At 61.6% G+C, this 12,963-nt stretch carries 21 protein-coding genes; 13 read left to right on the top strand and 8 right to left on the bottom strand.

Annotated elements, in window-relative coordinates; translation table 11 throughout:
- Positions 1-64 precede the first annotated feature (64 nt).
- Genes SBI20_RS03305 through SBI20_RS03285 form a run of 5 tightly spaced genes read left to right on the top strand, consistent with a single transcriptional unit; the run spans position 65 to position 1,982 of the window.
- Complete coding sequence (locus SBI20_RS03305; protein WP_317973704.1) at positions 65-547, top strand: head completion/stabilization protein; 483 nt, start codon at positions 65-67, stop codon at positions 545-547.
- A gap of 19 nt (positions 548-566) precedes the next feature.
- Positions 567-794 carry a hypothetical protein gene (locus tag SBI20_RS03300; protein WP_317973703.1) on the top strand — a complete coding sequence of 76 codons (228 nt, stop codon included), beginning with the start codon at positions 567-569 and terminating at the stop codon, positions 792-794.
- A complete protein-coding gene (locus SBI20_RS03295; protein ID WP_317973702.1) occupies positions 791-1,009 on the top strand; it encodes a tail protein X in 219 nt (72 codons plus the stop codon). Before SBI20_RS03300 ends, SBI20_RS03295 begins: the two co-directional genes overlap by 4 nt.
- A 4-nt stretch (positions 1,010-1,013) precedes the next feature.
- The gene (locus SBI20_RS03290) at positions 1,014-1,496 is read left to right on the top strand and encodes a phage tail protein (protein WP_317973701.1); all 483 of its coding nucleotides are present in this window, start codon (positions 1,014-1,016) and stop codon (positions 1,494-1,496) included.
- A 6-nt stretch (positions 1,497-1,502) separates the two neighbouring features.
- Positions 1,503-1,982 (top strand): phage virion morphogenesis protein, encoded by a 480-nt coding sequence (locus SBI20_RS03285; RefSeq protein WP_317973700.1) that lies wholly within the window; start codon positions 1,503-1,505, stop codon positions 1,980-1,982.
- Between the two features lie 169 nt (positions 1,983-2,151).
- Here SBI20_RS03285 and SBI20_RS03280 read toward each other — a convergent pair whose 3' ends face one another.
- From SBI20_RS03280 to SBI20_RS03245, 8 genes are all read right to left on the bottom strand, one after another.
- Entirely contained in the window at positions 2,152-2,940 is a 789-nt protein-coding gene (locus SBI20_RS03280; protein WP_317973699.1) for a hypothetical protein, read from the bottom strand.
- A gap of 53 nt (positions 2,941-2,993) precedes the next feature.
- Complete coding sequence (locus SBI20_RS03275) at positions 2,994-3,710, bottom strand: TIR domain-containing protein (RefSeq protein WP_317973698.1); 717 nt, start codon at positions 3,708-3,710, stop codon at positions 2,994-2,996.
- A gap of 10 nt (positions 3,711-3,720) precedes the next feature.
- Positions 3,721-4,368, bottom strand: a complete 648-nt coding sequence (locus tag SBI20_RS03270) for a hypothetical protein (protein ID WP_317973697.1) — start codon at positions 4,366-4,368, stop codon at positions 3,721-3,723.
- Between the two features lie 281 nt (positions 4,369-4,649).
- Complete coding sequence (locus tag SBI20_RS03265) at positions 4,650-5,048, bottom strand: hypothetical protein (protein ID WP_317973696.1); 399 nt, start codon at positions 5,046-5,048, stop codon at positions 4,650-4,652.
- Positions 5,048-5,764 (bottom strand): hypothetical protein, encoded by a 717-nt coding sequence (locus SBI20_RS03260; protein ID WP_317973695.1) that lies wholly within the window; start codon positions 5,762-5,764, stop codon positions 5,048-5,050. Before SBI20_RS03260 ends, SBI20_RS03265 begins: the two co-directional genes overlap by 1 nt.
- Complete coding sequence (locus SBI20_RS03255; RefSeq protein ID WP_317973694.1) at positions 5,761-6,357, bottom strand: lysozyme; 597 nt, start codon at positions 6,355-6,357, stop codon at positions 5,761-5,763. The genes SBI20_RS03260 and SBI20_RS03255 overlap by 4 nt, the downstream gene beginning before the upstream one ends.
- Positions 6,350-6,577, bottom strand: a complete 228-nt coding sequence (locus SBI20_RS03250) for a DUF7940 domain-containing protein (protein ID WP_317973693.1) — start codon at positions 6,575-6,577, stop codon at positions 6,350-6,352. Before SBI20_RS03250 ends, SBI20_RS03255 begins: the two co-directional genes overlap by 8 nt.
- On the bottom strand, positions 6,574-6,786 hold the full coding sequence (locus tag SBI20_RS03245; protein WP_317973692.1) for a hypothetical protein: 213 nt from the start codon (positions 6,784-6,786) through the stop codon (positions 6,574-6,576). Before SBI20_RS03245 ends, SBI20_RS03250 begins: the two co-directional genes overlap by 4 nt.
- Positions 6,787-6,955: 169 nt before the next feature.
- Between SBI20_RS03245 and SBI20_RS03240 the strand changes: the two genes are divergently transcribed.
- The 8 genes from SBI20_RS03240 (at position 6,956) to SBI20_RS03205 (ending at position 12,936) form a co-directional block, all read left to right on the top strand.
- Complete coding sequence (locus SBI20_RS03240) at positions 6,956-7,960, top strand: baseplate assembly protein (RefSeq protein ID WP_317973691.1); 1,005 nt, start codon at positions 6,956-6,958, stop codon at positions 7,958-7,960.
- On the top strand, positions 7,957-8,508 hold the full coding sequence (locus SBI20_RS03235; RefSeq protein WP_317973690.1) for a phage tail protein I: 552 nt from the start codon (positions 7,957-7,959) through the stop codon (positions 8,506-8,508). Before SBI20_RS03240 ends, SBI20_RS03235 begins: the two co-directional genes overlap by 4 nt.
- A gap of 15 nt (positions 8,509-8,523) precedes the next feature.
- Entirely contained in the window at positions 8,524-10,143 is a 1,620-nt protein-coding gene (locus SBI20_RS03230) for a gp53-like domain-containing protein (protein WP_317973689.1), read from the top strand.
- Positions 10,144-10,146: 3 nt separating this feature from the next.
- Positions 10,147-10,536, top strand: a complete 390-nt coding sequence (locus SBI20_RS03225) for a tail fiber assembly protein (protein WP_317973688.1) — start codon at positions 10,147-10,149, stop codon at positions 10,534-10,536.
- Positions 10,537-10,538: 2 nt separating this feature from the next.
- The gene (locus tag SBI20_RS03220) at positions 10,539-10,811 is read left to right on the top strand and encodes a hypothetical protein (protein ID WP_317973687.1); all 273 of its coding nucleotides are present in this window, start codon (positions 10,539-10,541) and stop codon (positions 10,809-10,811) included.
- 75 nt (positions 10,812-10,886) lie between these two features.
- A complete protein-coding gene (locus SBI20_RS03215; protein WP_317973686.1) occupies positions 10,887-11,423 on the top strand; it encodes a phage baseplate assembly protein V in 537 nt (178 codons plus the stop codon).
- A complete protein-coding gene (locus tag SBI20_RS03210; RefSeq protein WP_317973685.1) occupies positions 11,423-11,773 on the top strand; it encodes a GPW/gp25 family protein in 351 nt (116 codons plus the stop codon). The genes SBI20_RS03215 and SBI20_RS03210 overlap by 1 nt, the downstream gene beginning before the upstream one ends.
- Positions 11,774-11,784: 11 nt before the next feature.
- The gene (locus SBI20_RS03205) at positions 11,785-12,936 is read left to right on the top strand and encodes a phage tail sheath subtilisin-like domain-containing protein (protein WP_317973684.1); all 1,152 of its coding nucleotides are present in this window, start codon (positions 11,785-11,787) and stop codon (positions 12,934-12,936) included.
- The last annotated feature ends 27 nt before the right edge of the window (positions 12,937-12,963 follow it).

The raw sequence follows: 12,963 nt of genomic DNA, 5'->3' as shown, positions 1-12,963 counted from the left end.
GGCTTCAGCCATGCTTGGCCAGACGGTCAAAGCCCCCACCCCCCACCTATCCTGAGGATGCATCATGTCCAGCACGCCCCTTGTTATCGCCCCGGTTCCCCTCGCGTCAGCCGTAGGGACCGTGCTGTCCGGTGACGGGTGGTGGCCGGATATCGACTGCAACGACATGCGCGAAGCCTTGCGCATCGGCGAGGCTGTCACGCATGCCCGGCTGATCATGGCGCTGGAAGGCGCCATGATCACGGTGACCGACGATCTGGCCCCCTGGCGGGCCGCCCAGGAGGCTGCCGGGTTCACCTCGCTGGCCGCCGTCCGACCGGCCCAGATGACAAACGGCAAGCCCCGGCTCGTGGTGCTGTTCACCAATGCCGTGCGCTACGGCGCGGCGGCCGAGCTGTTCGAGCATTCCACCGACATGACCGCCACCGGGGCGATGCAGGGCCGCGAAGAGGCCAAGCGCCAGCAGGGCGGCGATTTTGACGCGCGGCGGCTTCAGGCCGTGCGCTCGATCATGGGAACCACCCGTGTCGCCGTCGCCCTCTTGTAAAAAAGGAAAGGCAACATCCATGATCCTGCGAAAAAGCCCACCCAAAGTACCGACGCTAAAAGAATTTACGCCTAAAGGCCCTCCACCGGCCCAAGGTTATATCCCCAATGGGGAAAATGGCGATACCAAGACACGCCGCTGGGCTATCGAACAATCGATTTTGTTGAAAGGCAGCAAGGCTGAACCAGCTTCCATTATTGAAATGGCAGAAGCCATCGTCGCCTTTGTGAAGGGCGAAAGGCGGTGACGACCCGCGCCACCGCGCGCCAGAACGAGCCTCTCGATCTGATCTGCTGGCGCGTTTTGGGCACCACGGACGGTGGCGTTCTGGAACAGGCCCTGACGCTCAATCGCGGCCTGGCCGAACTGGGCGTGTTCCTGCCCGAAGGCACCGTCGTCATTCTGCCAGACATTCCCGACAATGCGACCAGCATCGTCGAGACCGTCAACCTGTGGGATTGAAGCCATGAAAGCCCAGAGCCTGCGCGACGGCATTTCCGCCGTGTTCCCCGATCTGGCCAAGGTGCCCGACCGCTTCAACATGTGGATCGACAAGGGCGTGATCCACGCGACCAATGCAGGCGGGCACGGGTTCGAATGGCAATACACCCTGAACATCGTCGTCGAGGACTTCACGGCCCACCCGTCGATGATGTTCCTCGTGATCTGCGAATGGGCGCGGCACAACCAGCCTGATCTGTTGCAGCCCGGAAAGGAAGCCTTCCGGTTCGAGGCGGATATCATCGACGCCAAGACCGTCGATTTGCATGTCGAGATCCCGCTGACCGAACGGGTGCAGGTGATCACCGACGCCAGCGGCGCGGCGCATATCGAGCATCTGGAAGAGCCGGCCTCCTACCTGCCCGATGATGACGAACTTGCGCCCGGCGCGGTGCTGAAGCGACTCATGATGGACAGCATGCAGGTTCTGCCTGCCACTCAGGGATGATCTGACATGGCTGATATGGATGCCCTCGAACCCTGGCTGGCCGATATCGCGGCCCGCCTCACACCCGGACGGCGCCGGGCCCTCGCAGGCAAGATCGGGCGCGTCATGCGCGGCGAGAACGCCAAGCGCGTGCAGGCCAATGTCGAGCCCGATGGCACGGTCATGGCCGCCCGGAACCCAAAGAAGCCCCGGCCCAACGCCAAAAAGAAGCGTGGCCGGAAGCCAACCGGCGGGCGCATGTTCAAGCGCATCGAACTGGCGAAGAACATGCAGGTCCAGACCTCGCAGGACGGCGCCCGGCTATTGTTCAAGGGTCGGGTTGCCGGAACCGCCAAGGTGCATCACTTCGGCCTTGAAGACGCGGTCGACCATCGCATTCGCAACTCGATCCGCGTCCGCTACAAAGCGCGCCGCCTCCTCGGCTTTGGCCCAGGTGATCGCGACACCATGACCGCCGAAATTATGACCTGGCTCAACGGGGAGTGATAAGCATATACTGAAGGCTGCAAGCGACCAACTTCCACCATTCCTACTTGGTTTTGGGGATGTCACCATACGTTGCCAACTGCCGTTCTCTGCGCTTTGGTGCGCAGTTCATGGACGCATGGACGCGATTGGCTCTACCCATCCTCCGAACGTCAAACAAATAAGCGCTTCACTTTACCGTATTATAGAGGTGGTCAAGTGCACGATAGCATTTTGGATAGTGATCATAACGAAGTATATGATGGCTATCTTCGCGTGGTACGGTTTCAGTCCAATTATCGAATGCTTCCTCGTCTATATCAATCAAGTGCCCAAGGTCGACATGGTAATCAACAGGCACGGAATCTGCAGTCATATGGCTTTCTAAAACACCCTCTCCTCTATGTTCATCCAGCGATCTCCTTTTTATCAATGCTGTCATGGCGATCTCGGCATAAATCCAAGGAGATCCCGTGGTTGATGAAATAACATTGCTCGAATTTATTGATTTTGGCGTGTTGACAAAAAACAAGCACTCGCAGCGGTTAATCATTTGCGAAAGTGCCACAGATAGCATCATATGGACATGCGATGTTGATCTATTTCTCTTTTGGTAAATGTATGATTTACCTCTGTTATTTGTACAATATTCGTCATCTATCATTTTCAAGAGTTTATCAGAATGCCCCCAAACCATCGAGTCAATAAATGATTTTATTCCAAATTTATAGTGAAGATATCCGGAGAGTGAAACGGCCAAATCTCTATCTTGGTGAGAATGCGAGATGAAAACATTGGCCTCAATATCCGGAAACCAACTATTTGTCATTTTTGAAGCATCGAGTCTTCCTGATTTGTTGATGAAATCAGACAGGATGCACCTTACCTTTTTACTACGATAATTGAATATACTTTCACCTGATTCAAGATATTCATCCAATTTGTGGCGATTTAATTTTAAATTATATCCTTTATACATCGAAATTATCCCGAATTAAAGATGTGTGAAAGGTCCAGTAATTATCCAGAAACCTATCGGCCCGCTGCGATAGCCGCTGCATCGGTCCAGTGCAGCAGGTTGTCCCGCCCACCGTCCGTGATCCAGTCATAGCAGCGAGCGCCCGAACTCAACGGCATAACGTGGCCTGCCTGGGGAATATCGAGCCACTTCGGCCAAGATGACAGTGGCGCGTTCAGTCGCGGATATATCCGCCATGTTTCGTTGAACCGCTCGTAGATGCGCGGCTTGTTCTGGGCATCATAGCCAACGGCCATTTGTGCTAGCGGATTGAGACCCGGAAGAGCATAGCCGTTGTTTGGGCATTTGCAGTTATGGATGGTGACGACCACCAATCCGTTCCCGCGCTGAAGGCTCTTGGCGATCTCGTACCGTACCCATTGGCGGTTCCAAGTCTCGTAGCCAGCCAGAACGCAAGTGACAGAAGTGCCTTCCAACCCCTTGTCGATCGTGCGCATGAGTGCGCTAGGGTTCTTGAGCTTGGCCTCTTCCCACAGGCTGCGATCGTGCGGGGTTAGCGTACGCCACTTGTCCAATGCCCGGAATTGCCCGGCCTTCCGAATGTGGTTAACGCGGAAGATGTCGGCCTGATAGTGGAAGGAGTAGAACACCCGCCTGATCTTTGGGGCTGCCAGACCTAGCATGAATGGATTGACGGTTTTGGGTGCGGGCATCGCTGCTTCGGGCAGCGTATTGAACTGGTCGGTAATCGTTCGGTTGGCTGCTCCCAACTCCGTTGCGTCAGTGAGGCCGAACAGGCCTCCCAACGCCTGGCGCGGCGGCGGTGGGGAGGCCGGCAGGCTCAGTGCATTGACCGGAGGTGGAGACGACTCCATTGGCAACCCGAGAAGCGCCCGGACAAGCGGGGACATCGGCTGGTTGTTCGGTGCGGATCGAGCTTGCCCCAGAAGAGCTGCAAGGGCTGTCAGATCGGGCCTTGGCCGGTTCGGGTTCGACATGGTTTGCAATAGTTAATAAAACCACGACGCCAATCAAGAGAAGTGCATAGAAACCAGCCACGGAAACACTTCGCGCGGCAGTCAAATAAGTGGATAAGTCGAGCTTGTCCGCCTTGATGCTCATGTTGGAGGCTTTATCGAGCGAACGTCCGGATACGTTTTTGTAAAGTTGCCGATACCGTCTTTCGAGAGCAAGGTAGTAACAGTCCATCAAGCCGAAGATCAGAACGACTACCAATGCTGCCCATATCAGCATCGGAACTTGCTTATCGAAGGCAACTGCAATAATGCCAACAATGATCGTGACGCAGAAATTCTTCACTCCGGCGCTGTAACCTGACATGCGGGTTATGATTCCCTGAATCATGTTCATATGCGCGATCCGCAGATCAACAAGTTTTTCAACGGATGGAAGGGTCTGATTGGCCATAGCGCATATCATATGCTTGACCGACTTCGGATGTGCAATGGAAGAGTGCGAACCTAATCAGACGAACCTGTCGCAATCGATACATTCTATCTTCAAGGCTGACTAAGCGGATGAGCGTATGGCAGTCGAACCCGATTCTCGATCTGAAACGGCCATTTCGGTCTGCTCTCAGGTCTGGGTAGGTAGGAAATAGGAATTTCCCTTATCACTTTTGCACAAATGGCAGATTCCGGCGTAACCAAACCCTCTTGGTAGCGGTTGTGATCGGCGGCAAAAGCCCATTAGATCGCTAAACCGCCGCGCTTTGCCAGTGATCGATATTCTCGCATCGTCGGATGCACATGATCCGGCCCCGTGTGCCTGATCCATACCAGGGCGTCGCCATGTCGGGCCGCCTCGGCCTCGACGGCCATGGCGGCCTGTGGATTGCAGGCCGGGACGACCCAGACGACCTGCCTTGCTTTCACTTGCTTTCTGATCGCTGCGATCTGGCTGGCGGTATCGCCCCGGCCATCATTGCTGCCCAGGCTGATCAGCACGCGGTCTGCCGACAGGGTGATCTTCGCATAATGGCGGTGCCACCGGGCCGATGACCACCCCTTGTGGGCCATGGAGGTGCAGGCGGGCGCGTAGTGGTGGATGCCGTCACCGATGCTGTCTCCGGCGGTGATACACGACATCAGCGCGCCCCTTCCCCGTTGTCGGCGGGGCCTGCCACGGCGATGCCCTGGGCTATCCACTCCTGCCCGACTTGATACAGCTGGGCGCGGAGAGCGGCTTCGGCGTTGAGCTTTTCCCAATCGGAGCGGGCAACGGAAACCATGAGGGCAGATCCGGCCTGACCGTCATCGCCTTGGGAAGCCGGATCGGTTCCGGGCACAGCGGCTGCGCCGCCTGAACCTTGAGCGGGGCCGGGGTGCAGGCTGCCGTCATCATGATGAGCAGCGCCAGACACAGCACCAGCGCCGGGCGCACAAGAATGACCAGAAGCGCGTGGAGCAGGAGCAGCATGCAGAGCAGCAGCATGCTCAACGGCAGCGTGATAATCGCCAGAAGCGGCATCGGAAATCCTCGCAATTTCGGCTGATATGGCCGCAGGTTCGTGATTTGCGGCGGCCTGGGCTTGGCCCGCTTGGGCTTGGGCCTTTTCCACCTGCGCCAATGCGGATTCGGCGGTGGCGGTCCGCTGGCGCAGGCCGGTGAGGCTGACGACGTGCAGCGAGATCGGGCCGACCTTGACGCCAAGATGAAGCCCCTCGATCCGCACGGTCTGCGCGCCCAGGGCCAGCACAGCGGCAACCAGGGCCATTCGGCAGGCATCCGCGGTCAACCATGCGAGGATCTGCCCGGCCCGCTTTTTGAGCGCGGCCAGCGCCGCAAAGAACAGCGCGCTCATGCGGCGGCATCCTTCAGGCACAGGGCCTTTTCGCGGCTGCGCCGGTTCACGAGCCCGGCCACCACCCGGCCACCGGCCTTGTTGAACCAGGTCAGCGAGGTGCAGCTGGCCGCGATATGGCCCGCGTTGATCTGGCGGCGCATGGTCGACCGGCAGTATGTCAGCCAGCCCACGTTGTAGGCCAGACTGACCGCCGCCCCCCGCACGTTGTCGCGGTTGGGGATGGTCAGGGCGAGGCCGGGCGTGCAGTCCATCACATGCTGCGCAGTGTCGGCCAGACGCGATTCCAGCATGATCGCGCACTGCGTCTCGGTGAAGGACTTGCCGGGGGCAATGCCCGCGCCCGTGAGGCCGTCGCACGCTGTCGCCTTGCCAACCAGGTCAAGATAGACCCGCAGGTATTGGGGGCCTGCAACATGCGTGATCGTCGCCACGCCGTCCGGTGCGATCCGGGCCGATACGGTGCGCCCGCTTTCCTCGGCAGGCACCTGCACAAGCACCAGCGAGGCGGTCGCAAGGCCGACGATGGAAGCCAGCGTGCCTTTCTTGAACGGGCTCATGCCCGGTTTGGGCGTGTCGAGCGGCTCAACCATTGGCCGCTCGCTTCCCGCGCTTCAGGTAGGTCGGGAGGGCAAAGACGATCACGCCCACGATGGCACCGGCTGCCGGTCGCCAATACGGCGGGACATAGGGCACCAGCCCGCCCAGGATATTGGGCTGCGACACGACCGCGCCGGAAAGGACAGCGAAAATCGCCGCCAGGCGCACATGCCAGTACCGCCAGAACTGGCGGGTTCGCGTGATAAAGCTCATCGGGGGGTATCCTTCCTGAAGCGGCGCAGGAGGCGCTGCACGGTGGCCATTTCGAAGATACGGAGCACCCACCAGATCACGGTCAGCAGCGTGACGACGTTCACCGTGTTGGCCATTGCGAACATGATGCCGACCGCCGATGCGAGCGCGTCCAGCACATGCCTGAGCGCCGGGGGCATCGTTGCCGACAGGCTTTCAAGCGCGGTCACGATGACACCAGGGCGTTGGGCATTTGGGGGGCTCCTTCAGTGAGAAGGACAACAGGCCCGCCCTCGCCCGATCATTCAACGCGGGCAGGCTGTTAGGCCCCGCGCTACAATGGCGCACCATAGATAGAGGCGGGGCGTTGGGGTCTGGTCGGGGCGAAAGGAGAGCCCTGTGGCCATCGCATCAGACAGCTTTGCCGGTGTTGACCTGTCGCGCCTGCCCGCTTCGGACATTATCGAGGCGCTCGATTACGACAGCCTCTTTGCCAGCAATCTGGCGCAGTTTCAGGTCTACTTCCCCAGCTTCGACGCCACGGTCGAAAGCGATCCGGTCTTCAAGATCATCGAACTGTTCACCTATCGCGAGCTGATCCTGCGCCAGCGCGTGAACGACACGGCGAAGGCCGTGATGGTGGCTTTTGCGAAGGGCAACGATCTGGACCAGCTGGCCGCGCTGTTCGAGGTCGAACGCTATGTCCTCACCCCGGCTGATCCCGTCACGGGCACGGACGCGGTGCTTGAGAGCGACGACGATTTCCGGCGGCGTCTGGTCCTCGCACCGGAGGGCTATTCTGTCGCCGGGCCGGAAGGGGCCTATATCTATCACGCCCTTGAGGCGAGTTCAGACGTGCTTGATGCCTCGGCCTACAGCCCGGCATCGGACGATATCAAGGCCAAGGTTCTGGCCTTGCTGGCCTCGCACAATGTCGGTGCCGACGTGACCAGTGCCATGCAGGCCATGCTCGATGCTGCCGTGTGGCCGGGAACGGTCATCACCACGGTTCTGTCGCGCACAGGCGACGGCACCGCGCCGCAAGCCACGCTCGATGCCGTCGCCGCGAAGGTATCCGCCGACACCACGCGCCCGCTGACCGATCATGTCACGGTCCAGTCCGCCCGGATCATCCCTTTCGAAATCGTGGCGGCGCTGACCTTCTTCGCCGGGCCGGACAGCGGGATTGTCCTGTCGGCGGCCAGGGCGCAACTGGACGCCTACCTCGCCACGTCCCTGAAGCTGGGCCGGGACATCACGCGGGCGGGCATCATTGCCGCCCTGTGCCCGGAAGGCGTGCAGAACGTCGACCTTCTCTCTCCCCCTGCCGATATCGTGATCGATCGGCAGCAGGCCGGGCACTGCACAGGCATCACGATCACGGACGGCGGCGTGGGAGAATGACGGCGGCCCCTTCCCTGCTGCCCCCCAACGCGACACCGCTGGAACGGGCGTTGGAAATGCTGGCCGCGCTGCGCCTGGGCAAGATCGACACGCCCTTCCGCGAGCTTTGGAATGCCCAGACCTGCCCGGAGGAACTTCTCCCCTATCTGGCGTGGGGGCTGTCGGTCGACCAGTGGTCGGCGGATTGGCCGCTGTACATTCGCCGGGCACGGGTCGCCTCGGCCATCGAAATCCAGCGCCGCAAGGGCACCCCGAAATCGGTCGTCGACGTGATCAACAGTTTCGGCGGCAGCGTGAAGATGCGCGAGTGGTTCGAGACGACCCCGCCGGGCGTGCCCCATACCTTCAACCTGTCTGTCTCGCTCGGCGGCCAAAGCAGCGATGCGCCCAGCGCCGACTTCATCAACGCGGTGATCGCCGAAGTGAACCGCACGAAGCCCGTGCGCTCGCAATACGACTTTTCCGTCGCCCTGGCGACCCGCGCGCAAGTGGGCCTGCATGCCGCCGCGCGGGCCGTGACCTACGCCCGGCTGTTCTGCCAAGCCTGATCCCTGGAGCCCCGAATGCCTTTTACCATCACCGTCACGAACGCCGGGCGTGCTGCCATCGTCAATGCAGCGAACACGGGGACGAACGCGGTCGAGATCGCCCAGGTGGGCGTGTCGCAGACGGCGATCACCCCCAGCGCCGATGCAACCAGCCTGGCCGGGGAAGCCAAGCGGCTGTCGACGATTGCCGGTGATGTGGTCGCGGACGACGTGATCCACCTCACCATGACCGACGAAAGTGCAGACACGTATACACTCAGGTCGTTCGGGCTCTACCTTGCCGATGGCACGCTTTTCGCCCTCTATGGCCAGACCGACCCGATCCTTGAGAAGGTCGCCGCTTCGATTGCCATGCTGTCGGTCGACGTGGTGTTCGCCGACATAGCGGCAACTTCCATCACCTTCGGGGATGCCGGTTTCGTGAACCCGCCCGCGACCACCGAACGGCAGGGCGTGGTCGAACTGGCGACCGTGGCCGAAGCACAGGCGGGGATCGATGCCCTTCGCGCCCTCACGCCGCAGGCCGCGCGCTCGGCCATCCTCGGGTGGCTGCTGGCGCAGGACGGCGCGGGCTCCGGCCTCGACGCGGATCTGCTCGATGGCCAGCAGGGCAGTTGGTACACCAACATCGCCGCGCGCCTCGGCTATGTGCCGTGGGGCCCGACCAACGATGGGGCCGGAAGCGGGCTCGACGCTGACCTGCTCGATGGTCTGGACAGCAGCTATTTCGTGAACATCCCGGCGCGTCTGGGATACACCCCGGCCAACAAGGCGGGGGACAACGTTACCGGCACCTTTGTTTTCGGAACGGCAGGTGGGAACCGGGCGGAGGCACGCGCCAGCGGCGACTTGCACACCCGTACAGGACCCGATCGCGGCATATTGCGCTTCGGTGACAGCAATGCGCGTTACATAGAATACAATGGGTCACGGTTTTACTTCAACGAATGCGAGATATACAGTGGTCCCAGCAATTCGCTGACGTGGAACGCGGGTAACGACGGCGCCGGTTCTGGTCTCGATGCCGATCTGCTCAATGGGCAGCAGGGCAGTTGGTACGCGGACATCATCGGGCGACTGGGATACGCCCCGGTGCAACAGGGCACGGGTGTCGGCCAGCAATCCAATGCCATCAAGATTGGCTGGAACGGCAGCAAGTTGCAGCTGACCGTCGACACCTATGACCAGGGCAACATCGTCACCGAGCCCAATCTGGCGAATGCCAGCATGAACGTGAACGCGGCCTATGTGCAGCGCAACAACAACCACTTGTGGGGGCCGGACAACGATGGTTCCGGTTCGGGCCTCGACGCGGATCTGCTCGACGGCTTTCAGGCCGATGCCTTCGCGCGCATCACCGCCCAGTCGATTGGCAGCACCGGGTATCTCGCCCTGAGCAACGGGCTGAAGATCGTCTACGGGACCGTCCAGCTGACGCAGGACTCCTACAGCTACGCGACCTTTCCGATTTCCTTCGAAAATGCCCCGGCGGTTGTTTTTCCGACGATTGCGACGGTCTCCAACAGTTCTGAACAGAACACGATACTGACAGCCCGGACCGCAAACGGCTTCACCGTCTTTCAGGCCGCCGACATCTCCAATGTCTCGCTCCCCTACATCGCAATCGGACGCTAAACGATGATCTACTTCAGCCCCTCGACATGCGGTTTCTACGAGGATGGACAGGGCGCCGCGCCCCCGCCCGATGCCATCGCAATCACCGCCGACGAACGCGACCGCGCCCTGGCCGATCTGCGCCCCGGCCACCGGATCGTCGCCGGGGACGATGGAAAGCCGGTGGTCGCCGCTGCCACGCTCACGCCCGACGAGGTGCTGGCCGTGGTCCGTCGCCGTCGCAACGCCCTGCTGGCGGCCTGCGACTGGACGCAGGCCGCCGACAGCCCGATCCCTTCCGCAGATCGCAGCGCCTGGGCCGATTACCGTCAGGCCCTGCGCAATCTGCCCGATACCATCACCGATGCGGGCACGGTCGAATGGCCGACAGCCCCCAGCACCAGGAGCGAATGACCATGGACATCACCACTTCGATTGGCGCTTTCGATGCCGCAACGCGCAACGTGCCGGTCACTTTTACCTATGCCGGGGTGACCCACCAGCGCGACGTCAACGCGGTCCTTGACGCGACGGGCGCCTATGATGCCCAGGGAACGGCCCAGCGGGTCGATGCCGTGGCACGGGGCGTGAAGGTGAAGGTGGATCTGGGCGTGATCAGCAATACCCCCGAACCCGCCGAAGATACCACGCCCGCCACCGGTACGGAAAGCTCGGCCGCGGCTTCCTGATTTGGTCTGTTGTGGCGGGGCAGCATACAAGGCCGGGTGCTGCCCCGCGCACAGTGTTCCGCGCATGCTTCGGGCATGCGCTCCCCGGAAGATACCCCTACTGATGCCGACCAGCTGATCCGCTTTGGCGTGATCGCGTCGGTCGATCTGTCTGCCGGGCGCTGTATCGTCTCGCTGGACGATGAGTCCCGGTCTCCCCCTATTCGCTGGATCGAGCGCCGTGCGGGCCGCACGCGCACATGGTCGCCGCCCAGCCAGGGCGAGCAGGTGGTCCTGCTGTGCCCCGGCGGTGAAATCGGCGCGGCTGTCGCGCTGCGCGGGCTGTTCAGCAGCGCCTGCCCTGCCCCCGGCAATGATGAAGCCGAACTGATCGAGTTCGAAGACGGCGCGGTCTTTTCCTACGACCCGAAAGCGCACGCCCTCGCATGCATCCTGCCTGCCGGTGGCACTGCGGAGATCACCGCGCCGGGCGGGTTTACCCTCGTCGGGGATCTGGTTGTCAGGGGCAAGGTTTCTGCCGATGGCGACGTTCTGTCCGGCTCGATCAGCCTGAGTAGGCATCGGCATTCCGGCGTATCCTCGGGCTCTTCCCAAAGCGGTGGGCCGCTCTGATGCTGGGCATGGACCGGAACACCGGAAAGCCGCTGTCGGGTGATGCCCATATCGTCCAGTCGGTCGGCGACATCATCACCACGCCTATCGGCACCCGCTGCGGCAAAATGCGCGATTACGGGTCGATTGTGCCGATGTTGCAGGATCAGCCGATTACGCGCGCGACACCCCTTCTCGTGGCCTCGGGCGTCGCCTCGGCTCTGGCCCGCTGGGAAAAGCGCGTGTCGGTCAAGCGTGTGGCCGTGACCGGCGAGTTCACCAGAGGGCAGGCCGTTTTGACCATCGATCTGGTCCGCCGGGGCACCGAGTCCAACGCGCTCACCACCATCACCATTCCCCTCTCCATCTGACAGGATCGCCCATGGCCCTCCACGGTATCAAGACCAATCTCCTGACCAGCGCCGCCGTTGCGATTGGCTCGGTTTCCACGGCTGTCATCGGCCTTGTGGCCACGGCTGACGATGCCGATGCGGCAACCTTCCCGCTCGATACGCCGGTGCTGGTCCCTGTCCGCAGCGCCATGGCCAAGGCGGGCAGCACGGGAACGCTTCACGCGGCGCTGACCGCTATCGCCGAGATCGCAACGCCTCAGGTCGTGGTGGTTCGCGTCGCGTCTGCTGCCGAAGGCGGGGACCAGGACACCGCCGTTCTGGGGACGGCAGCGGGCAATGCTTACAAGGGGATGCAGGCGCTTCTTACGGCTGAGGCGAAGACCGGCGTGAAGCCGCGCATTCTGGGCGCCCCCGGTCTCGATACCCAGGCTGTCACCAATGGTCTGGTCGCGATTGCCAAAAAGCTGCGCGGCTTCGTCTATGCGATGGCCCAGGGCAATGATGCCGCCAGCGCGATCACCTACCGCGCCCAGTTCGGCGACCGCGAGTTGATGCTGTTCTGGCCTGCCACGAGCAAGGGCCCCACCGACACCATCGCCCGCGCCCTCGCCCAGCGCGCCTATATCGATCAGGCCCAGGGCTGGCAGAAGACGATTTCGAATGTCGTCGTCACCGGCATCACCGGCATGAGTCACGACGTGTCGTGGTCGATGGATGACGACACCACCGACGCGGCGCTGCTCAACGCGGCGGATATCACCACGATCATCTGCTACAGCGGCTATCGCTTCTGGGGCAACCACACCACGTCCTCGGAGCCCTCCTGGCTGTTCGAAAGCGCGGTGCGTACCAGTCAGGTTCTTCAGGACGAATTCCAGCGCGGCCTCTTCTGGGCCATGGACAAGCCGATCACGGCGGGCCTGATCAAGGACATGATCTCGACGGTCAACGCCCGGCTGCGCAAGCTGGTCGTCAACAACCAGCTGATCGGCGGGCGTTGTTGGTATGATCCCGACAAGAATGCGTCCAGCGATCTGGCCGCCGGTCAGCTGGCCCTCGACTACGACTTCACGGCCTGCGCGCCGCTCGAAGGCCTGACCGAAAACCAGACCATCACCGACACCTATTACGCGGATCTGTCCAGCCAGATCAGCAGCACCGGCGCCACGTCGGGCACCTGACCGGATCACGGTTCCCTTCAACAGCAT

Origin of the sequence: Novosphingobium sp. IK01 (genome assembly GCF_033242265.1) — a bacterium.
Classification (GTDB): Bacteria; Pseudomonadota; Alphaproteobacteria; order Sphingomonadales; family Sphingomonadaceae; genus Novosphingobium; species Novosphingobium pituita.
Note: the sequence above shows the minus strand (reverse complement) of the source record. Positions and strands in the feature narration are given on the sequence as shown.

Bases quoted from the DNA above. Each gene is read 5' to 3' on its own strand.
- SBI20_RS03215 (WP_317973686.1), top strand. From the start codon at position 10,887: ATGCGCTCCCCGGAAGATACCCCTACTGATGCCGACCAGCTGATCCGC.
- SBI20_RS03225 (WP_317973688.1), top strand. From the start codon at position 10,147: ATGATCTACTTCAGCCCCTCGACATGCGGTTTCTACGAGGATGGACAG.
- SBI20_RS03255 (WP_317973694.1), bottom strand. From the start codon at position 6,357: ATGGTTGAGCCGCTCGACACGCCCAAACCGGGCATGAGCCCGTTCAAG.
- SBI20_RS03280 (WP_317973699.1), bottom strand. From the start codon at position 2,940: ATGTATAAAGGATATAATTTAAAATTAAATCGCCACAAATTGGATGAA.
- SBI20_RS03285 (WP_317973700.1), top strand. From the start codon at position 1,503: ATGGCTGATATGGATGCCCTCGAACCCTGGCTGGCCGATATCGCGGCC.
- SBI20_RS03220 (WP_317973687.1), top strand. From the start codon at position 10,539: ATGGACATCACCACTTCGATTGGCGCTTTCGATGCCGCAACGCGCAAC.
- SBI20_RS03265 (WP_317973696.1), bottom strand. From the start codon at position 5,048: ATGTCGTGTATCACCGCCGGAGACAGCATCGGTGACGGCATCCACCAC.
- SBI20_RS03260 (WP_317973695.1), bottom strand. From the start codon at position 5,764: ATGAGCGCGCTGTTCTTTGCGGCGCTGGCCGCGCTCAAAAAGCGGGCC.
- SBI20_RS03305 (WP_317973704.1), top strand. From the start codon at position 65: ATGTCCAGCACGCCCCTTGTTATCGCCCCGGTTCCCCTCGCGTCAGCC.
- SBI20_RS03300 (WP_317973703.1), top strand. From the start codon at position 567: ATGATCCTGCGAAAAAGCCCACCCAAAGTACCGACGCTAAAAGAATTT.
- SBI20_RS03290 (WP_317973701.1), top strand. From the start codon at position 1,014: ATGAAAGCCCAGAGCCTGCGCGACGGCATTTCCGCCGTGTTCCCCGAT.
- SBI20_RS03210 (WP_317973685.1), top strand. From the start codon at position 11,423: ATGCTGGGCATGGACCGGAACACCGGAAAGCCGCTGTCGGGTGATGCC.
- SBI20_RS03270 (WP_317973697.1), bottom strand. From the start codon at position 4,368: ATGGCCAATCAGACCCTTCCATCCGTTGAAAAACTTGTTGATCTGCGG.
- SBI20_RS03205 (WP_317973684.1), top strand. From the start codon at position 11,785: ATGGCCCTCCACGGTATCAAGACCAATCTCCTGACCAGCGCCGCCGTT.
- SBI20_RS03230 (WP_317973689.1), top strand. From the start codon at position 8,524: ATGCCTTTTACCATCACCGTCACGAACGCCGGGCGTGCTGCCATCGTC.
- SBI20_RS03250 (WP_317973693.1), bottom strand. From the start codon at position 6,577: ATGAGCTTTATCACGCGAACCCGCCAGTTCTGGCGGTACTGGCATGTG.
- SBI20_RS03235 (WP_317973690.1), top strand. From the start codon at position 7,957: ATGACGGCGGCCCCTTCCCTGCTGCCCCCCAACGCGACACCGCTGGAA.